This window comes from Bradyrhizobium sp. SZCCHNGR1005, from assembly GCF_032489995.1.
GTDB lineage: Bacteria > Pseudomonadota > Alphaproteobacteria > Rhizobiales > Xanthobacteraceae > Bradyrhizobium.
This window is the reverse complement of sequence record NZ_JAUEZC010000003.1, coordinates 1,088,062-1,112,594: the sequence shown is the minus strand read 5'-3', so window position 1 is coordinate 1,112,594 and position 24,533 is coordinate 1,088,062. Positions and strand designations below refer to the sequence as shown.

22 protein-coding genes and 2 pseudogenes are annotated in these 24,533 nt (G+C 59.2%); 12 read left to right on the top strand and 12 right to left on the bottom strand.

All coding sequences use genetic code 11. The annotated features are described in order from the left end of the window. Window positions 1-21 precede the first annotated feature (21 nt). From QXZ85_RS17620 to QXZ85_RS17590, 7 genes are all read right to left on the bottom strand, one after another. Window positions 22-3,693: a hypothetical protein gene (locus QXZ85_RS17620; protein ID WP_315727473.1), complete on the bottom strand. Its 3,672-nt coding sequence runs from the start codon at window positions 3,691-3,693 to the stop codon at window positions 22-24. Then, on the bottom strand, window positions 3,686-4,873 hold the full coding sequence (locus QXZ85_RS17615; RefSeq protein WP_315727475.1) for a hypothetical protein: 1,188 nt from the start codon (window positions 4,871-4,873) through the stop codon (window positions 3,686-3,688). Before QXZ85_RS17615 ends, QXZ85_RS17620 begins: the two co-directional genes overlap by 8 nt. 60 nt (window positions 4,874-4,933) lie before the next feature. Continuing rightward, window positions 4,934-5,308 (bottom strand): very short patch repair endonuclease, encoded by a 375-nt coding sequence (locus QXZ85_RS33805; protein WP_409997810.1) that lies wholly within the window; start codon window positions 5,306-5,308, stop codon window positions 4,934-4,936. 99 nt (window positions 5,309-5,407) lie between these two features. Continuing rightward, on the bottom strand, window positions 5,408-6,556 hold the full coding sequence (locus QXZ85_RS17605; RefSeq protein WP_315727479.1) for a DNA cytosine methyltransferase: 1,149 nt from the start codon (window positions 6,554-6,556) through the stop codon (window positions 5,408-5,410). Window positions 6,557-6,747: 191 nt separating this feature from the next. Beyond that, on the bottom strand, window positions 6,748-7,383 hold the full coding sequence (locus QXZ85_RS17600) for an AbiV family abortive infection protein (RefSeq protein ID WP_315727482.1): 636 nt from the start codon (window positions 7,381-7,383) through the stop codon (window positions 6,748-6,750). A gap of 335 nt (window positions 7,384-7,718) precedes the next feature. Beyond that, complete coding sequence (locus QXZ85_RS17595) at window positions 7,719-7,982, bottom strand: conjugal transfer protein TraD (RefSeq protein ID WP_315727484.1); 264 nt, start codon at window positions 7,980-7,982, stop codon at window positions 7,719-7,721. Window position 7,983: 1 nt separating this feature from the next. Next, entirely contained in the window at window positions 7,984-8,310 is a 327-nt protein-coding gene (locus tag QXZ85_RS17590) for a conjugal transfer protein TraD (RefSeq protein WP_315727486.1), read from the bottom strand. A 171-nt stretch (window positions 8,311-8,481) separates the two neighbouring features. Here QXZ85_RS17590 and traA point away from each other — a divergent pair, with 171 nt between their 5' ends. From traA to QXZ85_RS17570, 4 genes and pseudogenes are all read left to right on the top strand, one after another. Then, complete coding sequence (gene traA / locus QXZ85_RS17585; protein ID WP_315727488.1) at window positions 8,482-11,493, top strand: Ti-type conjugative transfer relaxase TraA; 3,012 nt, start codon at window positions 8,482-8,484, stop codon at window positions 11,491-11,493. 116 nt (window positions 11,494-11,609) lie between these two features. Then, entirely contained in the window at window positions 11,610-11,855 is a 246-nt protein-coding gene (locus tag QXZ85_RS17580) for an AlpA family transcriptional regulator (protein WP_315727490.1), read from the top strand. Between the two features lie 206 nt (window positions 11,856-12,061). Then, window positions 12,062-12,698, top strand: a pseudogene (locus QXZ85_RS17575) (tyrosine-type recombinase/integrase). A 20-nt stretch (window positions 12,699-12,718) separates the two neighbouring features. Continuing rightward, entirely contained in the window at window positions 12,719-13,303 is a 585-nt protein-coding gene (locus tag QXZ85_RS17570) for a DUF5680 domain-containing protein (protein ID WP_315727492.1), read from the top strand. A 255-nt stretch (window positions 13,304-13,558) separates the two neighbouring features. Here QXZ85_RS17570 and QXZ85_RS17565 read toward each other — a convergent pair whose 3' ends face one another. After that, window positions 13,559-13,792, bottom strand: a complete 234-nt coding sequence (locus tag QXZ85_RS17565; protein WP_315727494.1) for a hypothetical protein — start codon at window positions 13,790-13,792, stop codon at window positions 13,559-13,561. Window positions 13,793-14,158: 366 nt separating this feature from the next. Continuing rightward, window positions 14,159-14,473, bottom strand: coding sequence for a hypothetical protein (locus QXZ85_RS17560; protein WP_315727496.1), 315 nt, complete (start codon window positions 14,471-14,473; stop codon window positions 14,159-14,161). A 367-nt stretch (window positions 14,474-14,840) separates the two neighbouring features. Here QXZ85_RS17560 and plsY point away from each other — a divergent pair, with 367 nt between their 5' ends. Further along, on the top strand, window positions 14,841-15,521 hold the full coding sequence (gene plsY / locus QXZ85_RS17555; RefSeq protein ID WP_315727498.1) for a glycerol-3-phosphate 1-O-acyltransferase PlsY: 681 nt from the start codon (window positions 14,841-14,843) through the stop codon (window positions 15,519-15,521). Window positions 15,522-15,657: 136 nt separating this feature from the next. Continuing rightward, the gene (kdsA, locus tag QXZ85_RS17550; protein WP_315727500.1) at window positions 15,658-16,509 is read left to right on the top strand and encodes a 3-deoxy-8-phosphooctulonate synthase; all 852 of its coding nucleotides are present in this window, start codon (window positions 15,658-15,660) and stop codon (window positions 16,507-16,509) included. Between the two features lie 385 nt (window positions 16,510-16,894). Here the strand turns inward: kdsA and QXZ85_RS17540 are convergent, their stop codons facing one another. Further along, a complete protein-coding gene (locus QXZ85_RS17540) occupies window positions 16,895-17,770 on the bottom strand; it encodes an isochorismatase family protein (RefSeq protein ID WP_315727502.1) in 876 nt (291 codons plus the stop codon). Between the two features lie 408 nt (window positions 17,771-18,178). On the opposite strand from QXZ85_RS17540, the gene QXZ85_RS17535 reads away from it, so the two are divergent. From QXZ85_RS17535 to QXZ85_RS17525, 3 genes are all read left to right on the top strand, one after another. After that, entirely contained in the window at window positions 18,179-18,724 is a 546-nt protein-coding gene (locus QXZ85_RS17535; RefSeq protein WP_315727504.1) for a hypothetical protein, read from the top strand. A 474-nt stretch (window positions 18,725-19,198) separates the two neighbouring features. Further along, a complete protein-coding gene (locus QXZ85_RS17530; protein WP_315727506.1) occupies window positions 19,199-19,441 on the top strand; it encodes a hypothetical protein in 243 nt (80 codons plus the stop codon). Between the two features lie 17 nt (window positions 19,442-19,458). Continuing rightward, window positions 19,459-21,135: a recombinase family protein gene (locus tag QXZ85_RS17525; RefSeq protein WP_315727508.1), complete on the top strand. Its 1,677-nt coding sequence runs from the start codon at window positions 19,459-19,461 to the stop codon at window positions 21,133-21,135. 241 nt (window positions 21,136-21,376) lie between these two features. On the opposite strand, the gene QXZ85_RS17520 is transcribed toward QXZ85_RS17525, so the two are convergent. Then, on the bottom strand, window positions 21,377-22,360 hold the full coding sequence (locus tag QXZ85_RS17520; protein WP_315730366.1) for an IS3 family transposase: 984 nt from the start codon (window positions 22,358-22,360) through the stop codon (window positions 21,377-21,379). After that, window positions 22,327-22,479 (bottom strand): annotated as a pseudogene (locus tag QXZ85_RS17515) (transposase); the annotation flags it as partial. The gene QXZ85_RS17520 and the pseudogene QXZ85_RS17515, both read right to left, overlap by 34 nt. A 247-nt stretch (window positions 22,480-22,726) precedes the next feature. Between QXZ85_RS17515 and QXZ85_RS17510 the strand changes: the two are divergent. The 3 genes from QXZ85_RS17510 (at window position 22,727) to QXZ85_RS17500 (ending at window position 23,973) form a co-directional block, all read left to right on the top strand. Continuing rightward, a complete protein-coding gene (locus QXZ85_RS17510) occupies window positions 22,727-23,122 on the top strand; it encodes a lysozyme inhibitor LprI family protein (protein WP_315727510.1) in 396 nt (131 codons plus the stop codon). Window positions 23,123-23,370: 248 nt separating this feature from the next. Beyond that, entirely contained in the window at window positions 23,371-23,589 is a 219-nt protein-coding gene (locus QXZ85_RS17505; RefSeq protein ID WP_315727512.1) for a hypothetical protein, read from the top strand. A gap of 39 nt (window positions 23,590-23,628) precedes the next feature. Then, complete coding sequence (locus QXZ85_RS17500; RefSeq protein WP_315727961.1) at window positions 23,629-23,973, top strand: amidohydrolase family protein; 345 nt, start codon at window positions 23,629-23,631, stop codon at window positions 23,971-23,973. Window positions 23,974-24,533: the final 560 nt, after the last annotated feature.

The following is a 24,533-nucleotide window of genomic DNA, read 5'->3' as shown; positions in this document are numbered from 1 at the left end:
ACACGGCAGCGTACCATCGGATTAGACATCGCTTCGGTCTAATCGGAAGTATCGCGTCTCGCCAGCGCCTTTCGTGAACCTGGCTGCATCGAACCTCGCCGGGCGCACGTACCAGCATTGGGTTATTTTGCACACTGAAGAAACGGCGGCCGATGCGACCGCCTCCATTTTCGAGCCGGTAAGCCCAACCTCAAAATTGAAGCCTTGGCGCACATACCATTTGTTGAACCCCCTAAGAAGAAATTCGGTAGCCTTTTCCAAATCGTCCGAATTGATATAGGTCACTTCCGAACTGGCGCTGTCCGTCGCAGCAATTTCGGCGATCTGTTTCGCAACGCGGTTGCGGGGAGTTGTTCCTTCCGGTGCAACGACCTCCAGCCGGTCGATCACGTGGTTGTCGATCAATGAGAGAAGGCGCTCATGCTTTGGAGACGCGAATGCAAACAACACATTGCGTCTCGTTTCGTCGGCGTCGGCTTGAAGCAGCGGCAGACATTCATAAGGCCCGATCTCGCCGGTTAAAATACCCGAGAGATTATCGAAGAACTTCTGCCGATTGTGCTCTTCTTCCGCCTTGAGCAGGGCTTTCATATCACGATCGGTCGGATAGTAGCTCTTTGCCTGCGTATGAGCTACCAAAACGGCACCCGATTTCTGCAATCCATGACGGACGGCATGGAAGATGACGGGCTTGGCCAATCCCGTTACATCAATTAGTGTGGGTTCATTTGCGAGCGGCAATCCCTCGGCAATCGCGGTGCGATAGGCGATGAGCTCGATCTCGGCTCCCCAACTTTCAAGGGTACCCAAAATCTCCTTCGACCGGCCCGCATCTTCATATTGAATGGCAAGCACTTTTGTCGGAGGCAACGCTTTGGTCAGGGCGAGTACTGATGCAAGGGTGCGATCCTCAAAGCCGAGGCCGATGACAATTTGTGCCGGCTTCGCTGCAGCCGCGTCCCGACCGCTAAGCATTCTAACGTTGATGCTTTGCGTCGGAAGGCGGTCCAGGTTCGGCGGTGACTCCTCCGGAGCCGTTGGTGCTGGAGGCTGCGTTTGCGGCAAATTCTCAAAGAGATCCATCGTTGTCTTCGCCGAAACTGATGCGACGGTCGGCTCGATGGCGGGCTGATCCGCTTCCGCTTCTTCCTCCTCCGTGAGGGGTCCCCCAAGGTTGCGCATCAGGATCTCTTTGCCGGCTGCCGGATTTGCTAGCCATTCCTCGAGGTTCGCTCCGGACAGCTCGAAACGGTCTCTCTCGGCGAGCCCGATAAAATTGGTCAATCCATAAATGCGCCGGAAGGTGAGTTTGAATTGGAGAATGGGATCAGAGTCCTTGGTTTTCGTTCGCGGGCTTCCGCCTGTAAACACAAATACGCCAGCGTCGATCAAATCGCGAAGCTGGGCCATCTGTTTGCCCGTATCGCCAGTAGTTACGCGTACGTAGATGGATGAATACTGCCGCAAACGAGGCGCGGTCTTTCCATTCTTCTTGGCTTCTTTGAAAGACTTGAGAAGCAGTTCATAAGAGGCTTCCGCGAACGATCGGGCTACGTCTTTAAGTTCGCTTCGCCGTCGGTTGAGGTCATAGAGACGGTGCGAGCAATGATCCTGAAAGCAATCGCACTGAACTTGCGGTGGTACGGGGATTCGTCCGTTTGCCGCTTTGATGATCCGTTCATACAAGCTGATGACATCGCCGATGTCACCGACGCAGACGTGGGCGAGAGCTGTGATGCCGCGATAGACTTCCTTGCGCTTGCCAGAGGTGGAGGCGGTCTCGGCGATTTCCCGCGCGATCGTCTCCATGTTCTCATCGCCAAGCAATTGTGACGGCGCAGCACGTGGGTGAGCGGAGAAGTGCTCGGCGCGCTGCGCTAGAATCCGCTCCACAAACTGTTTTCCCTGCGGCCCCTTGATCTTGTCATAGACTTCGGAACCGAGGTCGAAAACGGAATAGTCTCGGCCCTCGCGAGCCGGAAAGTTCTCGCCGGGCGTCTTGAGCTCCAGTTCCATCGTTTGTACTTCAGACGTAATCTTGAACGCGCAAACGGGGTGCTGGAACAACAATGCCGAAAGCAACTCCCGGATCGGACCACCCTTCAGGTAGCGCGTAGAGACGTCGTCGAGCAGGAACAACACGCGGCCGGCCATCCAGTACGGGGAGCACACCCGGATGCTCTCCGCCAGGTGAATGAATGCATCGCTCGGGTTCACTTGTAAGCGCAAGGTGTTACCGAGCTGGCTGTGCTGCACAAGCGCCTTTCGCAGTCGGGCGTCGAAGTCGTCGAGATCGATGGCATTGGCCAGTTCACCGGAATTGGTGAGGATATCGGTCAACGCCCTGCCAATCACCTTATGGATGTGTTCGTTGACGCTACCGGCGTCGATGTCACGCAGGTGCATGATTGAGCGTACCGCCTCAACCGCATATGCCAGTATCAGACGTGCGAACGGATCGGCATTGACGGTCTGTCCGGGCTCGCGTCGGTCGATGAGCCTTTGAGCCGAGACAAACAACCCCATGTATCCGTCATTGCCAATACGTCCGACAACGGCATCGGCGCTTTCGCCACGTGCCTGCGAAGCGCGTGCATGAAATTGCAGCGCGCGTAACAACATTGTCTTTCCGCAACCGCGCATGCCTGTAATGATTTGCGGCCCCGGCGTGCTGATCTGCTTCAGCCAAGTTCCTTCCGGATCGATCAGGAGGGCCGGTACGTGCCATGGTTCCAAAGTCAGCGCGTTGTAAGCGGAGCCGAAGCTGGTCAATGCCAAAGGTTGTCGCCAGGACCGCCATGAATGACGTGGTATCATCTCATATGCGAGACGAACTTGGCGGATAAGGTCTTGCGCGGGTGGAAAGCGCGTATTCTCGGCCGGCGCGGCCAGCACCTGAAAAATATCTTGCAGTGTGCTCGCGAGCCGAAAATCGTGATCAGAAACTTGATCCGGATTGGCCATTAGTCGGGCGCTCAAACGCGCAATATGCTCGGCAATCCGGCTGATATCGCCCTCACGTTGCTTAGCCGGGTCGCTCTTAGTCTCCACCGCGGCAGAGCCAAGATCGATTGCAACCGCACGTATGGACGGGTCCACCGCATCGGCTCGAAAGCTGTCCTTTCTCAGTCGCTCGACGATGATATTGCCAGCATGCAGGTCATTGTGAAACACCTGCTTGCGTTCAAGCTCTTCGCGCAGGCGCAAGAGATCGATAGCCATTTGTGCCGCGATGGCTGCCGTGACCGTTTGCCCGCCATCGAAATAATCTGTGAGCAGCGGTCCGTCGACGAAATCAAGCTCCGCAACGCAACACGGCAGCGATCGGTCGCCGAAAAGCACGTCCACATCGGGAAGCATGTCGCGGATTTTTACGAGGTGCTCGGTTCCCTCGGCGACATCGCGGTGCAGCAGGCACTCTTGCTCGAAATTCTTCCCGGGGAAGAACTCGTAGAACGATTTGGGCGTAACCTTTAAAACCGATCTATTTCTCAATCCTGTTTTGCGCTCAGCCACGTATGTCGCCGCATAGAAGCCGCGCCCTAAGGGCCGAAGAATTTTGAACGGGCCGATTTCGGCGGGGGCGCTCGTGAGCGGGAAGCCGAACGGACGGCTGCAGGTTGGACAAGGGTCGGCCAGCGTATTGTCGTTATAAGTGGCTGCGGGACAAAAGAAGCAACAATAGCTAGGCACGGACAAATTCCTCCAGGCCGACAGCGTAGTCCACCAGATCGACGACGCGGAAGCACGTTGTTAATGGCTGCTCGCAGACAGTCCAAACCTCATCGGCCGCCCGAACCGATGCGAGTATTTCTCCGTCTTTAACGTAGCTGCCCGGCCTTTTGCGAAGAATCAGGCCCAGTTTGTCCGGAAACGGCTCGTCATTAGTGGGCGCGTTAGCCGCAACGAAAACCGAACGCAGTTCGGCTAGATCGAGCGAGAAAAACCCGCTTTGCTGTGCCTCGATCTCGGTCCGAGGCGATTGCGCAATTGAATCGACTTTGTTGAGGAAGCCTTTCTCTGTTCCTCCTTGCGCGACAATGTTCTCAAAGAACGGCTTCGCGATTTTGTCGGTGAGCTGGTATGGCCCGAGATGCAGAGCGCCGACATGCGCCGCCAGCAACAGGCAACGATCGGCATGTTCGGAAAGCCATTGATCTGGGCGACCGTCGATTAGCTCTCGAAGGGCCAGAAGAGATTCTCCCCGCCCTATGTACGGCTGATAGGGACTGCGCGCATCGGTGAGCGCAGCTACGGCATCAATTCCTACTGCTTTTGCGGCGAGACAGAACGATTGAGCCGCCTTCCTGGCGGTAGCAAAATCGCCGCCAAAGTTGCCGTGGGGAGCCACCCGTACATCAATGCCGGCCAGCTTGATGCCGCAAGCGATCTTTTTGGCAAGGATGCTGGCCACCGCCAAGGGAACCACGCCTTGCGCGCCCACCTTCTGACGATATCGAAAGAGGGCGGCGTCTAGCGGCGCGAAGTCAGGCCCGGCTAGGAAGTGAGCATATCCGGATTGCTCCAAAACCGCCCGCGCGGCGGGAGCATTCAGGTCAGCCCTGTACCCGGGGACTTGGGCAAGGACATCGATGCCTCCCGCGGGGCGGCCCGGCACACCTAGTTTCGGGACATTGAAGCCCAGGTTACGCAAGTAAAGGGGGCACAACAGTGTCGAAAGCGATGAGGGCGCTCCGGTCGAGGCGACGTCCGCAGTCGCAATGTCGGCAGGAAAAGCAAGAGCGCTTCCACTATCCGCCAGCACTTTAGCCAGTCGGCCGATCTCGTCGACGCCCCACGCGGGCGCCGACGCAACGACCGATGCCATCGCCGCTTCGGATGGATTCTGTTCAAGATCCTCTATCAGATTCAACGAGCGCATCTTCCCTGTACCGATTGCTTTTGAAAACGCGCGGCTTGACTCGGGTTGGGTCTAGTCACGACTTCGGAGAACGCGTGCGACGCGTCGAACAACGCACTCCGGCGCCCTCAGCTCGTGCTGCCATAACCGTACCAATGTCCACCCTTGCTTCTTCAAAGTTCTGTTCACCAACAAGTCGCGTTGACGGTTGCGACGCAACTTTTGCTGCCAAAAATCACGATTGGCCATCGGGATTGATCCGTGGTGCGGACAGCCATGCCAAAAGCAACCATCGACGAACACCGCCACTTTTTCCTTTGGGAATACAAAATCCGGCTTCCCAAAAGCCCGTGATCTCCTTCGCCATCCGGTAATCCCGCTGGTGCGAAATATAGTGATAAGGCGCAGTTCGGTCGCCTTATTGCCGGCTCCTTTTACCCGGGACATGATCTCCGAGCGCTTGCGTGCGGAAAAAACGTCTGTCATCTGCTTTCGTCGCGCCGCATCGCTCAAGGTCCCAGGGGGGTCTCAGTTCCGAAGACATCGTTACGTCGGGCGGCTTTGTTTCTCTTTTAAGTTCGCCAAGCTCTTGGCTATTTCGCTTGCATGGCGTCGAATGAATGTCGGCGGAAGAGCATTCCCGATCATCAGTGCGATCGATTCCTTGCTCTTATTCGCAGGGAAGCGGTATCGCCGCGGAAATGATTGAAGGATCGCAGCCTCCCGGAGTGTGATGGCTCGATCTTCAGACGGATGAAGAAAGCGCCCTTTCGAAGGGTTGAAACAGCCGCCGGTGATTGTGGGCGCAGGCTCATGCCACGCCATGCGGCCGTATATGTCGTTGAAGCCATTCGTCCGTTTGTGGCAAGCAAGTTGCCGCGATTTTGGGAGGTCGGTACGGCTGCCGCCGTCTTTCGGTATTGCGCGTATCAAGCTCAAGACTTTTTTGCTTCGGCTCTCCGGAACGTTCTGCAGTTTGTCACGGCTGCGACCCGGGGCTTTCAAGTCGCCTATTGCGTTCCAAACCGTCTTGATGGCGTTAGACTCCTTTGCCAAGGGAACTTCAAAGCGGCGTCCGGCAACCAAGATCAATCGTTTGCGTCTCTGCGGCACGCCGTAGTGACGGGCGTCTTTGATGTCCCACTCGACACGATAGCCGAGGCTTCGAAGATCGCGACAGAGTTTCTTGAATGACCAATGTTCCGCAAGGCCCGGCACATTTTCCATCATGATCGTCTTTGGAAGAAAGGCACGCGTGAAGCGCAACATCTCAGTGATAAGACCATTTCTCTTATCACGTTTTTGCCTGGCACCGTTTCGTGTGCGGAGGGCGGAGAAGCCCTGGCAAGGCGGGCAACCAGCCAAAAGATCAAGCTCGCCAGTCGCGAGCTTCAAATGCTTGCGGAGTGAGGCAGCTTTCACCGCACGGATATCGTCATGGCAGACTACGACGCCGGAATGGTTCGCTTTGTAAGTTTCTACCGCGAGGGCATCTTTCTCGATCGCGGCAAGGACCTGAAAACCAGCAAGCTTCAACCCCAGCGTGAGGCCTCCGCAGCCGGAAAATAAGTCGATAGCAGTGTACTTGGGTTTCATTCGAGGAAGCGCAATGTCGCAGAGGACGGCCGGAACCGCAGGAGCCACATCTTTGACGAAACACGCACCCTCGCTCAAGCGCGTTGAGATGGCGGTCATAAGTTATTGAATTCACGTTGATTTAAAGGGAACGCTATGTGGATCGATGCTTGCTTTTGGTTCGCCATCCCCAAAAAAATGATTCCCCAGGTCCGTCGGGACCCTGCTGTCGACATATTTCGATTTGGAAGACCGACACCGGGCGAAGTCGAGCAATCGTTTCGGACCACGGGCGTCGCGCTTCGTACAATTCAAGCTTCGTCACCAGGTTGCCGCGCGAGCACCCTCTCAAACAGAGCATCAAAGCTCTTGCCGACCCGATAGGAATGCGTGGTACATCCCACTAATGCGTCATCGGCTGTCTCGATAGCCAAAATGACGAACTCCCAGGCACGATGGGGCGCGATAGCGATCTTTGGGCTTTCGAACCCCGATGGCCCTCGAGCGCAATAAAGCGCTGCTTCACGTACTGTCGTGAATCCCGTCGTCTGCGCCTCACTGTACAAGGCGTCGGCGCGTTCGCGGCCTAAGGCCTCGATGATCCTCTCGGTCATGAAGACACTCTCCAGGATCGCCATACTGTGCTTGGCCCTATGATTCCTGAATGGGTCGCCGCCTTTAGGCTTTGGCCCGGGATTATCGCGGCGGAAAATGCCGACATGCGCCTTGCTTATCTCTTCAAGCGCCGTGATCGAAAGGAAGACCGACGAACCAAAAGATCTCCGCTCGAAAAGGGTGGCGGCATCCTCAAGCAATACCAATACATGATCGAGCGCTGCGTCAAAATCCGCTGACGTGTCGAATAGCTTGCCTCCATAGGCGATGGCTTCATCGATTGTGAGAAGCCCATTTCGGACAGGCTGCGGCCGTTCCTTGGCATCCGACATTTCTAGCTCCAAAAAAATTGCCAATTATCTATATCAGCGATCGATCCGATGAGGAGGATCTTTACGGCGCTAGGTGCGAAAAATTGGGTAACTCTGCAGGGTCCGTCAGTCCGATCGCAAGAAATTCTCCAGCCGGCGTTTCAACGCAGTCGCCAGCTTGATAAGAGTGGAAGCTGACAAGCCAGCCGTACCGTTCGTCACTTCCTCGCATCGTGCCTCGCTCAAGTCCCGGCCCTAGAGAATCGCGAATTCGGCCGCCGCCGCTTCCGGCGCCATCGTATTGTCAGCATCGCTCTGGGCGTTTAATCGCACGGCTGACGCACCGTTATGGTGCATCAACGATGAACTACTGGAACACTTCGATCTGCTCCCTTTGGCGCCGGCTCCGCCTCGAACGCTTGCTTTCCCTTTGCGATCCATAGCTCACGCGCCAATTGTCCCTGATCGCTTTTGAGTTTCTCGGCAATCCAGAACAGCGCGCCTAGGATGATCGCGCGGTCGTCACCGGTAAGGTCCACGATATCGGCTTTGACGACGAGACCGCCCAGTTCGATCAGGTGCCGCGTGCGCTTGCGGCGCTCGACCTGCCACGTGCGCATGTCATGTCGCGCCCTTGCGGCTTGATGCCGGTTGCGCGCCGCTCGGTTGCGTCGGAGCGCCGTCCATGTTGCGGTCAGTTGCTGGCGCATTTCGTCGCGCCCGGCTTTGAAAGAACGCGGCCCCGCGCCTGGCCCATGCCTCCCTCTTTCCGGTATCTTTCGTCTCGGTCAGCACGATCAGGGCGCCTGCCAGCTCTTCGGCGGTAAGTGTGTCAGCCCCAGTCGCGATGACCAATTCGCCGAGCTGGTGCACCTTGCGGCTCTTGAGGTCACGCGCTTTGTCTTGAAGCGCTTTCAGTTCCCCATCGAAATCTCTTGGTTTACGCATCGCCGCCTCCACGACTGTCAATGGAGAAATGATAGTCGAACGCCTGGCACAATGCTGTAAGGTCGTCGGGATAGCCTGAGACGCGGTAGTCCCTCCCGAGAATTTTTTGAGGGAGGGCGCGCTTATACGTCGTTCCGACGTGCGCTTCGCTGTGCCAGTGATTTGGCCGCGATGGCGATCTATCATCTTCACGTCAAGGTCATTGGCCGAAAGGCCGGGAGCAGCGCGGTGGCATCGGCGGCCTACCGCTCGGCCTCACGACTGCGCGACGAGCGGCTCGGCCGTGATCAGGATTTTTCCGGGAAGCGGGGCGTAGTCCATTCCGAGGTGATGCTGCCAGAGAACGCGCCGGAAGCCTGGCGCGATCGGGAGCGGCTTTGGAATTCTGTCGAAACGATCGAAGTCAGGAAAGATGCCCAGCTGGCCCGCGAGGTCGAATTCGCCCTTCCGCGCGAGCTGACTGAGGCGCAGGGCATCGAGTTGGCCTGCGACTTCGTTCGCGGCGAATTCGTGGGGCTCGGCATGGTCGCCGATCTCAATGTGCATTGGGATAGGGGTGAGGACGGCATGCCCAAGCCCCATGCCCATGTCATGCTGACCATGCGCGTGATCGACGAGAACGGCTTTGGCCAGAAGGTGCGGGACTGGAACCGTACCGAGCTGGTCGAGCGCTGGCGTGAACGCTGGGCGGAGCTTGCCAACGAGCGGCTGGCGGAGCTCGACATCGACGCGCGGATCGACCACCGCAGTCTGGAAGACCAGGGCATTGCGCTCGAGCCGCAAACTCAAATTGGCGCGCCGGCGAAACGGATCGAGGTTCGGGGCATCGCGGACGAAGGCGGTGACGCCGATCGGGCCGAGATGCACCGCGAGATCGCGCGGAACAATGGCGCGCGGATCATCGCTGATCCCAGCGTTGGGTTGGAGGCCATCACCCAGCAGCAATCGACCTTCACGCGCCGCGACCTCGCCAAGTTCGCGCACCGTCACAGTGACGGGATGGAGCAGTTCAACCAGGTCATGGGCGCGATGCAGGGAGCGCCCGATCTGGTCGAACTCGGTAAGGACGTTCGCGGCGAGGATCGGTTCACCACCCGCGGAATGGTCGAGGCGGAGCAGCGCCTGCACCGGGCCGCTGAACGGATGGCGGAACGGTCGCGCCATGAGGTGCGCGATCTCGATCGCCAGGCTGCTTTGGCGCGTGCGGAAGCGCGCGGCCTGGTGCTGTCGTCCGAGCAGGCCGAGGCGCTGGCGCATGTCACCGGCGAACGAGATCTCAGCGTCGTGGTCGGCCACGCCGGGACGGGCAAGAGCGCGATGCTGGGGGTTGCGCGGGAGGCCTGGGAAGCGGCAGGCTTCGAGGTCCGGGGCGTAGCCCTGTCCGGCATTGCCGCGGAAAACCTCGAGAGCGGATCGGGCATTGTGTCGCGAACGATTGCCAGCCTCGAGCATGGCTGGCAACAGGGTCGTGATCTGCTCAAAGCGAGCGAGGTGCTCGTCATCGACGAGGCGGGCATGGTCGGGACACGCCAGCTCGAGCGCGTGATGTCCCGTGCTGCCGAGGCGGGCGCCAAAGTGGTGCTGGTCGGCGATCCGCAGCAGCTGCAGGCCATCGAGGCGGGCGCAGCTTTCCGGTCGATCCATGAGCGTCATGGCGGGACGGAGATCGGCGAAATACGCCGCCAGCGCGAAGACTGGCAGCGCGACGCCACGCGCAATCTGGCGACCGGTAAAGTCGGCCATGCGCTGGAAGCCTATCGGACCAATGGCATGGTGCATGAGGCGACGACCCGCGAGCAGGCGCGGGGCGAGCTGATCGCGCGCTGGGACCGCGACCGGCAGGTCTCGCCGGACCGGAGCCGGATCATCCTGACCCATACCAATGACGAGGTCAGAGCGCTCAACGAGGCAGCGCGCGAGCGGATGCGGGCAGCCGGCGCCCTGGGCAATGAGGTGGGTGTCACGGTCGAGCGCGGCGCGAGAAGCTTCGCCGGCGGAGACCGCATCATGTTCCTGCAGAACGAGCGTGGGCTTGGCGTCAAAAACGGCACACTCGGGACCATTGAAATGGTCAGCGCGCAATCCATGACCGTGCAGATCGACGATGGCCGGTCCGTGCGCTTTGACCTCAAGGATTACAACCGGATCGATCACGGTTATGCCGCGACGATCCACAAGGCGCAGGGTATGACGGTCGACCGGGTCCACGTACTGGCAACGCCCGGCATGGACGCCCACGGCAGCTATGTCGCCCTGTCGCGGCATCGCGACAGCGTGGACCTGCATTATGGCCGCGACGATTTTACTGATGCGGATCGGCTCAACCGTGCCCTGTCGCGCGACCGGTCGAAGGACATGGCCTCGGATTACGACCGTGCCGATCCCGTCCAGAGCTACGCCGAGCGACGCGGGATCACGTTCCGCGAGCGCGTGGCCGAGATCGTGCGCAAGGCCGTGCCGGAGAAGCTGCGCGGCATGTTCGACGGCTTTAGCGTTCCTGGAGAGGTGCTCGACCGTGATGGCGGACGACGGCCCGAGCGGGGATCCCCCGAAAGAGAAAACAGCGGCACGGCAGCCGACCGGCGCGAAGCCGAAGTGCCGGCAAGGACCGTGGCGCAAGATCCCGAAGCGGAAGCCCGTCGCGTGCGGACCCGGGCGCTGGTGCGCCATGCCCGTGCCGTGGATGCGATCTTCGCAGCGCATGAGACGGGCGGCAGAGCGAGCCCCGAACAGGTCAAAGAGCTACAGACCGCCCGCCAAGCCTTCGAAAAGGTGCGCCCCTATGGCTCCCACGACGCTGAGGCCGCCTACAAGAAGATCCCCGAGCTTGCCCGCGAGGCCGCCGGCGGACGCCTCAACCGCGCCATACGCGCGCTCCAGCTTGAGACCGAACTGCGCATCGATCCGAGCCGCCGCGCCGCCCGTTTCGTGGAGCGCTGGCAGAAGCTCGACCACACCAGCCAGCGACAGTATCAGGCCGGCGACATGTCCGGCTACAGGGCGACGCGTGCGGCGATGGGCGACATGGCCAAAGGCCTCGAACGCGATCCGCAACTGGAGTCCATCCTCGCCAGCCGCAGGAAAGACCTCGGCATCGCCGTCGAATCAGGTCGCCGGCTCGGCCAGCAATTGGCCATCGCCCATGGCATAGGCTTTGGAAGAGACAGAGGCCTCGAACGTTGACCCGGCCTGTTTGCCCCCGTCTGCCCGCCACAGTACGACGCCTTGAAAAACGCTCTTGCGCGCGTGACTGCTTGCTCTGTGTAGATCAGGAGCAGTCAGCAGGAGGCAGCGCAGCCATGCGCGAACCAGACCGGATCGTCCGCCTGAAAACCGTTCTTGCCCGTACCGGCCTGTCCCGATCCACCATCTACCGCAAGATCGGCGAAGGCACATTCCCGGCCCAACTCAGGATCAGCGTCAACGGCTCAGGCTGGCGGGAATCTGACATCAACAGATGGATCGCCGATCCGGCGGCGTGGCGTCCGACATGCCTGTCCGTCGCCTGCACGGGCGATGTCCGCTCCGGGGCCAACCGGAAGTAGTGCACGGCAGGACCGAAAGGCGACATCTGACCCGAAGCTGAATCTTCGATCAAGTCAGCAGCGTCCCCTTCCAGCCCATTACGGACGTGGGCTACCGGCATTTGTGCAGTGCGGGGCCAAGTTCGCCGTGACCCGAGAGTCGCGCCAATTTCAACGCCTCCGCCAGCGGCTCATGCTCTTCGGCCTTCCTAACCGAGGAGCGTGACATGCAAGATCAAGAGAACGCAATCCCAACGACCCACAAGCACACGCCTTGGAATAAGGGCAAGCTGACGGGGGCGAAGCCCCCACTGCGTCCCAAACATGTTTGGTCAATTCGAACGAAGCTCCAGATCGAAGGTCGTGTCCGAGACCTCGCGATGTTCAATCTGGCGATCGACAGCAAGCTCCGTGGCTGCGATGTCGTGGCGATCAAAGTCGAGGATGTCGCTGCGGGCGGATACACTGCAGATCGCGCAACCGTACGCCAGAAGAAGACCGGTCGACCGGTCCGATTTGAATTGACCGAACAGACTCGTCAGGCGGTCAGATGAGTATCTGAAGGCCACCAACAAGAAGCCTGGCGAGTTCTTGTTCGCGGGCCGTCGTGGTCCCCAAAAAAGCATCACCACACGCCAATATGCGCGCCTGGTATCGGATTGGATCGGCAGTGTCGGGCTTGATCCGAGACTATATGGGACGCACTCACTGCGACGAACCAAAGCGACCCTGATTTATCGGCGCACCGGAAATCTCAGGGCGGTCCAGCTTCTGCTCGGGCACACCAAGATCGAAAGCACCGTCAGATATCTGGGCATCGAAGTAGATGACGCCCTGGCAATAGCGGAACAAGTCGATGTCTGAAATACTCGGGCGGAGCGGGCATGCTCCGCCCGATTTTCGACGTACGGATTGGGCCAAATCCAGACATTGAGATTCTTGCCCGACAGAGGCAAGCTACCGGCTACCGTTCACACTTTGGTCGTGAAATGTCGAACGAATTGGTGGAATTGGCAGCGTTCCTGCTCGAAGCGAAACGCCGCACCTATGCCGGATTGGATGATGACGCAACCGTGGCGGTACCGTTGCTCGCCGGCTCCAAACAGCTCGAGCACCGCTCAGGTCGTTACGCGTATCGCGACATCTATTTCGGCATGGGCTTCTTTGTCGGGCAGGAGACCGTTTTCAGGGACGAGAAAGCAATCTGGTCAATGTGCTACAGCGGAGGGACTGGTCTGGAGATCTCTGACCGGGACACATTGCTATCGATATACACGTTCCTTCGGAAAGCTTTGCTCGCAGGGCACGTTGACCGTCCCTATCGCGGGCCCGAGACCTTTGCTGATGGTGCCTTGATCTACCGCAATAGCGTCGAGGGCACATTGGTTTGCTTCCATGGCATTGAACAGATATCGCGCGATGGGGCGACGCAATATGAGTTGCGCTACAACGGTGGTCTGATCCGGTAAGCGCGAAGTCCGCAAAGGGTCAAAGACTGAAATTCTCATGCCGAGCAAATCTCTTCTGCACAACCTCGAATAACCGACATGGCATGGCCCTGACGGCTCTCTCTGCCGGGCCATGGGTTGTCCTTCCGAAACGGGTTGGCGCCACGGTCGGTGTATCCCAGATAACTGCCGACTTGCCGCAGTGCCGCAAGTCGGCAGCCATGGGCCAGAAGGTGACATCGACTTGGAGTAAATATTCCGCCACCGGAGACGGCTTTACTCAAGTTTGTCCAAACCGAATAGTGCTAACAAACCCACAATCAAAAACCCCCACGAAATCGCGCATTCTTTTGAAAACATGCCCGTCAGCTGGGCTATGGGATCGAGTAGCCATAGTGGCCGTCCCGTTCCGCGCTGTTTCTTGAGGACGAGCACCTGAAACCAGAATGAGCCGGCAAACCCCACGCACACAGCCACAATCAGGATCGATCTGATGACGCTGACCAGCATAGCCCGGCAGTCTCCGTTTGGAACAACCATAGTACCTTCAGTGAACGTCTCCAATGGGTCATGTGCTGCCTTCCCGAACGAGCTAGCGTCACGGCCGGTGTACCTCAGATAGTTGCCGACTTGATGCAGCGCCGCAAGTCGGCAGCCTCCGGGGCCATTCAGGGCACGGTCGGGCGGCCCCGCCACGTCCGTTCTTCGCCCATAGCCGACCATCCGGGTGGGGTGCATCGACGGCTGCTTCTTCCCCATCAGCGAAGTGGCGAGCCGCCGCGTTGAGGTCCGCTCTGGCGTGGTCAACGGACCAGAATTGCTCAGGTCGGATTTTCGCAGTTTGATCCGAAGCGGACCGGGGATCGTCGCGGAAGCTTACAGCTGCATGTTACTACGAATAAATTCCAGGGCGGTTCCCACAACTGAAAAGCCCGAGAGAATCGAGGAACCGGCAGAACTTCCTCTACCGAGAAAGGCGAAACAGATTCCAGCAACAAATATGGCCAAAACCATCACACCTCTTCCTGCCCACCAGATGCCAAATTTCTCTGTTGACCATGTATCGGCAGCTAACGAAAAGCCTGGTTGCAAACGCCGCATTCGTCTGTCGGCGAGCACGATTCGGAGTGCCATAGCGACGGCCGCCACGAACGCGAGCAAGATTTTAACCGTTACATTGTCGTCGAACATCGCACAGTCAGCGAAAATCGTTTATCCGCCAGCCGCCCTTACTTACTGCGCGGCGTGTAAAACAGCGTCTACAGAAATAAGAAAGCTTGAGAGATTGCAGCGCATCGTTTGGAACTGGCCCATGGCTGCCGACTCGCGGCACTGCGGAAAGTCGGCAATTATCTGGGATACACCGACCATAGCGCCAACCCATTCCGGAAGGATCGCATATGGCCCGGCAAAAAAAGCCGTTAGGGCCATGCCACGTCGGCTATTCGAGGTTTTACAGAAAAGGTCTGCTCGTCATGAGAATTTCAGTCTTTGACCCATAGCGGTCAAATCAGATCGGCGATAAAACACCGGTTGCGTGAAACTGGAAGTAGAACCCATGGCTTTCTGGACAGCGAGCGTGATTGGATGGATGATCGCATATCTATTGGGTTCTATACCGACGGGCTATCTGGCGGGAAAGCTCCTCAAGGGTATCGATCTCCGAGAGCATGGCTCAAGATCGACCGGCGCGACGAATGTTTTGCGGACCCTTGGTAAATGGCCTGCCTTGGTGGTGCTGGTTGCCGACGTGCTGAAAGGCTCGGCTGCGATCATCGTTGCCCGCTCGTTCTGTCCATGGCTCTCAGCGCAGTTATCTGCAACGCCGCTCTCCCCCATTGATCTGCAAAGTTGGCTGCCATGGGTCGTTTGCCTAGCCGGAATTGCGGTCCTGTTGGGGCACAGCCGCTCGATCTGGTTGAACTTCACCGGCGGCAAGTCGGCTGCGACGGGGCTAGGTGTGTTGCTGGCCATGTCGTGGCCGGTCGGATTGGGGGCTGCGTTGGTCTTTGGCATTGTGCTTGCGACGGTGCGGATCGTTTCCCTCGGGTCGATCCTTGCGGCGTTGACGGCCATCGGTCTCGTCTGCGTTCTCACGCAACCGTTGCCCCATCGGCCGCTGGTGATCGCAGGCGCGATCTATGTGATCGTTCGTCATCGTGCGAATATTCAACGGCTATTGGCAAGGACAGAGCCGCGCATCGGTCGAAGTGTACTGGATGCGAAAGTACAAACCTAGATCTGGACACTCTTCTAGGTTTCGATCTCGCCATGGGCCGCTAGTGACCCGTTGCAGACTTTGCAGCAGGGTCTCTTTCTCCATTTGGTCGTTGAATATACTATTTTGCTCGACTTGATCGACAAGGGACAATGTGATGGCGGTCGTTCATCTAAAGCGCTGGAATCTCTCGCTCGGGACCGGCCAACCTCTGCTCGTAATCGCCGGCTTGAATGTCTTGGAAAACCTCGAACTGGCCCTTACTGTCGGGCGTCATCTGCAGGCGGTCACGGCGGACCTCGGCCTGCCGTTCGTGTTCAAGGCCAGCTTTGACAAGGCCAACCGTTCGTCGATCACGAGTTATCGAGGCCCCGGCCTGAGCGAGGGCTTGTCCATACTGGCCGCAGTCAAGCGCGCGCTCAACGTGCCCATCGTCTCCGATGTCCACGAGAACGACCAGATCGAAGCCGTGGCTGCGGTCGCAGATCTGGTGCAAATCCCCGCCTTCCTCTGTCGCCAGACTGACTTGGTCGTGGGGGCCGCTCGCGCCGCCAAGGCCGCTGGCGGCTGCCTGCACGTCAAGAAGGCCCAGTTTCTGTCTCCCTGGGAGTGCAAGAACATCATTGCGAAGGCCCGTGAGGCCGCACCTGGGGTCGACATCATTCTGTGCGAGCGGGGTAATTCCTTCGGTTACAACAACTTGGTGGTCGACATGTTGAGTATCGGGGAGATGCAGCGCTTAGGCGTTCCGGTGACCATCGACGCCACTCATGCCGTGCAACTCCCGGGCGCTGATCCCCGCACCAACGGCGGTTCGACTGGTGGCCGGCGCGATGGCGTGCCGGTCATTGCAAAGGCCGCCGTGGCGGCAGGGGCCGACGGCGTATTCTTGGAGTTCCATCCTGACCCCGACAAGGCGCTATGCGATGGGCCTAGTTGCCTTCCACTCGACGCGGCTGCGAGTCTGCTTTCGACTCTGAAAGCAGTGCATCAGGTAGTGCGGGCCTAACTCAGCAAACAACAACCGGAAATCCTATCGCGTGGCACCGCTCGGCGCTCCTCACGGGCAAAAGTTCTCGGGCACGCTCCAAATCAGCCAGCGCGTCACCCCCAACGGCTCAGTCTGGATCGCCTTCGCGTCGATCCGCATGCCGTGCTCGATCGCTCTAAGCTGTTCCAGGCTTTCTCTCTGCTTGAGAACGCTGCCCGGGAGGTCGACATACTTCCCGCGCGAAAGTGGTGCGCCGCTTCAAATCCGCGACAGGCCTAATAAGTCCGGAAATGGCCCATCTCGGACCTTCTGGCCGGTGCTTACGACGTCTACTATCTGGGTTCAACCGGGCGTTGGCTACCCTCGAAGTGGCAAGTGGTTTCGGTCGGCATAGCTCCGGAGCTTAGTTCGACGCGATGGTCTGGCGCGTGAAGGCCGCCCTGAGCGCTGCAAGCTGCGTGCTCGTTGCGCCTCTCTCCGCCTCGGCTCGATCAGCCGGGATGTCTGAGTACGGGATTGGTTGATCGAACTGGCCTTCAGTGAAATCGTATCGTACCCCTCCAATTCGATTGTAAAAGTGATCTCCTTGCACAAGGGGAGTTCTCAGTAATTCCCCCCCAAATAGTTCATGGACGAGTAGCGAAGTGACATTGCACTGTCCGGCTGCCGGATTTTGCATGGTCCATTTGCTGGAGGTCGCCAACGACCACGACTTGCGCAATTTTTCTTGAATAGCGTTAGAATCGAAAACCGCAGCCATTAGTTCGCTGGTTGGTATGACGCGGATGGATCGATTGGTAATCAGCTCTCCCCAAAGCCAGTTGTGATGCGCAATGACGACCGTCGCAGGCAAGTGAGGTCGGTCGCTGAGCGTGTGACCGTCACTGACTGCGATCACGTCGTAACCATGAGAGACCGTTGAACGGACAGTCGCATCGACGCAAAGGTCCGTCGCCCATCCTGTGACAACCACGCGGTTTGGACAGATGTGAGCCAAGAGGCTGGCGAGAGACGTCCTGACGTATGGGTCGTTCAACGTCTTATCAACGACGAGATCGGCATCACTTCGGATTAGGTCTGGAAGGAACTCCCAGCCGGGCGCGCCCGGTTCAAAGACGTCGCCTGCATTACCGCAATGCCTAATCCAGATTATCTGGCCTCCATCGTCCCGCACCTTCTTCGACAGCAGATTGATGTGCTCGATCACACCCTGCAGATTATGCTTGGCGGGGCCTCGCAATAGCCCAACCTGCATGTCGACTACGATGAGAGTATCCACAAGCGATAGCCCTTATGATGATCGTCGAACGACGTGTAACAGGAGACAGGCTAGTTGTCAGCTTATGGCCGATCGCTACGAAATCCGCCTATGGCCTGCATGAAGGATCTGAGGGAGTAGACCGGACCTGCCAGATATCAGGCAAAGCCGTCGCGATCGACCCATCGCGACATATTGCGCGTCTGCGCGAAGTCGGTCGCTATAGGGACAAAGCAGACGTTTCTTTGGTCGCATCACGCCGCAAGGTTTATGGGTACACGGCCTGGCCGTAGGGGAAAACCGGATATCCATTGACGTAACGAATCGACCGTGATTCGATTCGCGGCACTGGCCGCTAAAGGCCAGCCAAGCGGCCCGCACAGATGCTGGAACACCTGCGCGAGCCTAACCCTCAACATGGAGTACACCATGTCTCAGGCTGATTCTGCCTATACCACGAGTCGTTTATTCTTTCCTGCCGGCCCGGCCGTTCGGCGCCGGCAGTTCGTCACCGGCGGTGCCGCCATCCTGGCCGGGGTCGTCGCCCCCTCGCGGGCTGAAAGTGTTGGCATTTCGACCTCGCCCGACCCGGTCCTCGATGCCATCGAGGGCCACCGCCGAGCCTTTGAGGAACTGGGGCGCCTGCTCGCCGAGCAGGATGCTGCCGAGCGCGAGCTGCGCCGTGCGCCCTGCAGCAGGCGGGCCGAGCTGGAGGCCAAGTTAAGTGGCCTCTGCGAGGCTGAAGGTGCACTCGGCCGGGCTGAGATGAAGGCCTCGCGTCAGCTCGCCGGCATCGTGCCGGGAAGCCTCAAAGGAGCGGCCGCGGCGTTAAAGTACGTGCGCGAGTGTTACGAAGCTCGCCAGTACCCTCTTTACGAGGAGGATGGCTACCGGTTGCTGCTGCTCTCAACTGAACGCGCGATTTGCGCGGCCGTTGGTCTCGCTATTCCGAATCGTGGTGTTGATCCTCGATAACGATTGCGCGCCTTCCTACGAGCGGGATGTGGAAGCGAAGGCCTGGTCGAACCGCTAAGGCGCCGCCAGACGAAAGCGGTGCGAACGGATATCTCCGACCTACGACCATCGTGCCACATCTCAGCTCCACAAAAGGCCGAAGAATCGACGTGAAGGCGATCCGGGTGCGCTTAGACGTGACGCAGGAAGAGTTCGCAGCTCGCTTCGGATTCAGCGCTCAATACGCTATGCCATTCGGAGCAAGGTCGCGACAGCCGGAAGGGCCGACACGCGTTTATCTTCTCGCGATCGAGCGCGCCCCGAAGGCAGTGCAGAAGGCTTTGCAGGCTGTCTGATGCGTTCGAAATCTACGCCAAAACGGCCGTTCGCAAGTATCTGCGCGCTCACGTACGATGGCAGGATTTTTGGTCTTCTCTTCCTGAATTCGTCGCCGCTTGATGCTCGTTTGACTTCACCAATCGGGCGAGCGACGGTATGGCAGATGACACAGAACTGGAGCTGGACGACATCAGACCGGCCAACGACAATCAAGGTCCGGAGAATGGAACGAGCAAGGCGGATAACAAGACGCGGCGACAGTTGGAGCAGGTGACGTTGACCATTGCCCGGCTGATCGGACGCCGGATTGCACGGAAACAGGTCGCGGCGCTCAGCGCCGCCAATGATAACAGGCCTCAAGCCACGAACGATGCGGAGGACGAGGCCGGCAAGGATTAGACAGAACGGAGACCGTCATGCCCCGCGTTGCGCTTTACGCCCGCTACTCGTCCGACAATCAGAGCGAGAGCTCGATCGAGGATCAGTTCCGCCTCTGCCGAGAGCACGCCAAGCGCGAGCGATGGAAGGTCACGAGTACCTATCACGACGCCGCCATTTCGGGCGCGAGCATGATCCTGCGGCCCGGTATCCAGTTGTTGTTGCAGGATGCGCAACGCGGTCTGTTCGATGTCGTGTTGGGCGAGGCGCTGGACCGGATTTCTCGTGACCAGGCGGATGTCGCCACGCTGTTCAAGCATCTGCGCTTCGCGGGCGTCTCCATCGTCACCCTGGCCGAAGGCGAGATCAGCGAGCTTCACGTTGGCCTCAAGGGCACTATGAATGCCCTGTTCCTCAAGGACCTCGCCCTGAAGACTCATCGTGGTTTGCGCGGCCGAGTGGAGAAGGGCAAGGCCGGCGGTGGCCTCTGCTACGGCTACAACGTCATGAAGGGGCTCGACGCCAACGGTGAGCCGATCCGGGGCGATCGCGAGATCATCGTGGAGGAAGCGAGGATTGTCCGACGCATCTTCCGCGCCTTTGCCGCCGGCAAGAGCCCGAAGGCCATCGCGGTCGAACTGAACAAGGACGGCATTCCCGGCCCGCTCGGCCGGGCCTGGGGCGACACCAGCATCCGAGGCCACGTCTCGCGCGGCACCGGCATCCTCAACAACGAACTCTATGCCGGAGTCCTGGTCTGGAACAGGCAGCGTTTTGTCAAGGATCCAGCGACTGGCAAGCGCGTGTCACGGCCGAATCCGGAAAGCCAGTGGATCAGGATCGAGGTGCCGCATCTCAAGATCGTGGACGATGAACTGTGGCAGGCCGCGCGGGCGCGGCAGCAGCAAATCGCGGCACTCTTTGGCCCCAACCCGGCCAATACGCGGGAGGGCAGGGCCAAGCGGCTGCACCTCGCCAACCGGCCCGTCTCCCTCCTTTCCGGCCTTCTCACCTGTGGCTGCTGCCGTGGCAAGATCGGCATCCTGACGCCGAAGCGTTATGGCTGCCTCAACCATCATCGTCGCGGGACTTGCGCCAACAATCGCACCATCATGCGCGAGAAGATCGAGGCGAGGGTGTTGGCGGGACTGAAGGATCGCCTCGTCTCCTCCGAGGCGGTCGCAGAAGCGGTGCGTGCCTATGCCGAGGAAATGAACCGCCTCAACCACGACCGGCGGGCACGGGCGGAAACAGACCACCGTGCGCTTCAGAAGATCGAGCGGGCCGTTGCCGGCGTCATGGCAGCGATCGAGGACGGCCTCTACCAGCCGTCGATGAAGGCGCGGATCGACGAGCTTGAACGGCAGAAGGCGGAGATCACACAGCGCCTGTCAGAGGGTCCCGCCGACATTCCCGACATGCACCCCAACATCGCCAATGTCTATCGCAAGAACGTCGGCCGGTTCACCGAGGCGCTCGCCGATCCGGATGGCGGGCGCGAGGCCGCCGAGGCGCTGCGCTCGCTCATCGGCGAGATCGTACTCACTCCCGGCACGAAACGTGGCGAGGTCCATGCCGAACTGCGCGGCGAGTTGATGGGTATTCTTGAATTCTCGAATACCCAGGAAAATCAAAGAAGTAGTCTTGTTATGCCGGCAGTGGCTGCTTGTCCCCGATTTGAACCTATCGATCGGTCGCCTTGTAGTCGCGGTTGACCCCGTAAAGTCAAAGTAGCGCGTGTTCAGAGAACGGGGCGGTGATCGTGCGACGAATGCCCGCTCTCGGTCGGATAAACCCAGTGGTGCTGACCTGCCACCGAAGTTTCATCCAGCCGCACTTAGAGTCCGGTCGGGTTTGCAGTGAGGCCGAACTTTGGACCACCCATAACTAGAGTTTTGCGCCTCTTGCAGTGAGGCCGAACTTTGGACCACCCATAACTAGAGTTTTGCGCCTCTCTCACGGTGGCGGGCTGGATGCGCCAGCGTGGTTTTGCAGCAAAATCGGCGCCTTGTTGCCGATCGCGCCATGGGGACGTTCTTCGTTGTAGTACTTGCGCCAATTCTCTACCTTTTCCTGGGCATCCGCAAGGCTCAGGAACCAGTGGGCGTTGAGGCATTCCTCCCGGAAGCGCCCGTTGAATGCCTCGATGAAGGCATTGTCGGTGGGCTTGCCGGGCCGTGAGAAGTCCAGCGTGACGCCGCGCTGATAGGCCCAGACATCGAGATCGCGCGACACGAACTCGGTGCCTTGATCGACCCGGATGGTCGCCGGGAATCCCACTTCCTTGCAGACTATTTCCAGCGTGTCCACGACATCGCTGCCGCGGAAGCTGAACCGCGGCACCAGTGCCGGCGAGAACCGGGAGAAGATGTCGACGATCGTAAGCACCCGCAGCTTGCGTCCCGTCGCCAACTGGTCGTGAACGAAGTCCATCGCCCAGGTCTCGTTCGATCGCGTCGCCGGCTTGCGATCGTCCCGCAGCTTGGCCCTGACCCGACGCTTCGGCGTCTTGTTGCGTAACTGCAGGCCCAACTCGCGATAGATCCGCCGCGTCTTGTTCTGGCCGTGACGCCATCCTTCGCGGCGAAGCACGACGTGAACGCGGCGATAACCGTAGCGAACGCGGACATGGCAGATCTCCCTGATCCGTTGTTCCAGGGCAGCCTGGTCGGAGCGATGGGATCTGTAGTGGTAGGTCGACCTATCGAACTCAAGAGCCTCGCACGCCCTGCGGATCGACACCTGCCACTCGTCGCAGACCTCGTCGACGAGCTTGCGCTTCCGACCAGGCTTCACAGCTTTCGGCGGATCACGTCCTGCAGCATCTCCTTGTCGAGCGACAGATCGGCCACCAGCTTCCTCAGCTTGCCGTTCTCGTCCTCGAGCTGCTTCAGTCGACGCATCTCGGTCGGCAGCAGCCCGTCGTACTTCTTCTTCCAGTTGAAATAGGTCGCCTGGCTGATCCCGGCCTTGCGGCAGATCTCGGCAACCGGCACGCCGTCATTGCCCTGCTTCAGAATGAACGCCTTCTGGGCGTCCGAAAACTTCGAGGCTTTCATCGTCTTCCGCTCCTCCCAGCCGACGGGATTCGGCAGCGCAAGACTCTAGCCAAAAATGGTCCAGTTTTCCGGCCTCAGATCAAGATTTCTCGGAGAGCTTCGGTCCGGCTGTCGTGTCATCACGCGATTCGAATGGTAGAGGGGAGAGCGATTCTCGCGGTGTCACTGGCTTTCAGAGTCATCGCCAAATAGCCACAACAGACGGGCTAGAGTTTACTCAGTCTGAAAGACTTATGGGACCGCTATAATGTTCTGGAAATCATCTCTCGCTTTGGGGACCGCCCTCTATATCGCCGCATTTCCTGCAAGCGCGCAGCAGAGCGTGGAGTTTGACGCGTGCATGGCCCAAGCCGGCGGCGTTTCCTCGAAAATGTTGGATTGCGGCAAAGCCGAAATCGGCAAGTGGGACGCGAGGCTGAATGCCGCCTATCAGACGCTTCTGCATAGGTCCGCGGACAAGATGCGAGCGCAATTGCAGCAAGAGCAGAGGGTCTGGCTCAAACAACATTTGAGCAAGATCCGCCGTCTGGCCACTGACCCTAACAACGGGTCCGTCGCGTTCCTCGACTCGCAGTCTTTCGAATTGGATGATTTGGTCGAGCGAACGTTGCAGCTGGAAAAGCGCGTCAACGGGAAGTCTTGAGCGGTCACTCCGTTCTGTCTTACGGCTGAGCCGGACGCCGGACGCCGGACGCCGGACGCCGGACGCCGGAGGCGCAGGCCAAGCTCAAGCGGGTCTATCCGCCGTCAGCGGGCGACTACTGATCTCACCCAACGTCGGCGCAGGCGCCTGTTTGGTCAGGCGCCAGCAACGCGAGCCTGGACAGGACTGCTGAGGCCACCCTGACCGACTTCCCCATCATCGATCCGCATCATCACCTCTACGATCTCGTGAACCATCGCTATCCCTGGCTGCAGGATGGCGTGAAGCCGGCGGCCTTCGGCAACTATACGGCGATATGCCATAGCTATCTGATCGATAACTTCCTAGTCGGCTGCAAGAATCAGAACGTCGTCAAGTCGGTTCACCTCGACGTCGGTTTTGATCCCAGTGATCCCGTCGGCGAGACCAAATCGTTCGACCTGCAGATCTATTATCCGCAGATGTAGGAAGCCTACGAGCTCGCGCGCGATTTCCCGGACACGTAGATCGTCCTCAACCATACCGGCATGCAGATCGACGGCCCCGATCATTTCGAGGCGTGGAAGGCCGGCATGAAGCTGCTGGCGCAGGCACCGAACGTCGCCTGCAAGATCTCGGGCGTCGGAATGGGGATTGGACCTCGACGGTGGAGTCGTTCCGTCCTTATGTGCTGTCTACGATCGAGGCGTTTGGCGTGGACCGCTGCATTCGCCAGCAACTTCCCCGTCGACAGACTTTTCAGCAGCTATGACAAGCTGTTCGATGCGTTCAATGACATTACGTCCGGGTTTCCCGTCGGCGATCGTCGCAAGCTGTTCCACGACAATGCGGCGCGGTTCTATAGGCTCTAGCTCCTGTCCGTGCAGGAAGGCGCTCTAGCGTGGCGTCTGGGCACCGGCTACTCCGAGCCGATAATTCAATGGCCTAAAGGACATAAGCGCTCGGATGTCGGCGATCAGCAAATGTCGGTAAACTGGACTTCCGGGGGGCAAGGTCGTGTGGTTGACGACGACCACACCCAGACTGCCGCCAACTTCGTCGAGTCGATCGCAGCATCGCCGACGCTGGCGATCGTTGCCCGGCCGGCGGATCTTGCCAGGGCAGCCCGGGAGATTCGGTCGGGCGAGGCCGTTTACATTGCGTGACTGCTCGAAAACAAGCCGTGATGAACGGCAACTGGGACAAAGAGCTTGCGCGACGGAAACTGAAAGGCCCCTTTTGGGGGCAATCCTTTCGACCCTCGCCGTTGCACTAACGTGTTGAAATCTCAGTAAATTGCAGCGCGATCCGAGCGCACCACAAACCCCCGTTTGGCTTTGAAGTCGCCGGCCGCCACATGGATGGGAAATGGCCGCGAGCCGCTTCCTCCCAGGCGACAGCCAAAAGGCCGTCTGTTGGTCAAGGAGATTCA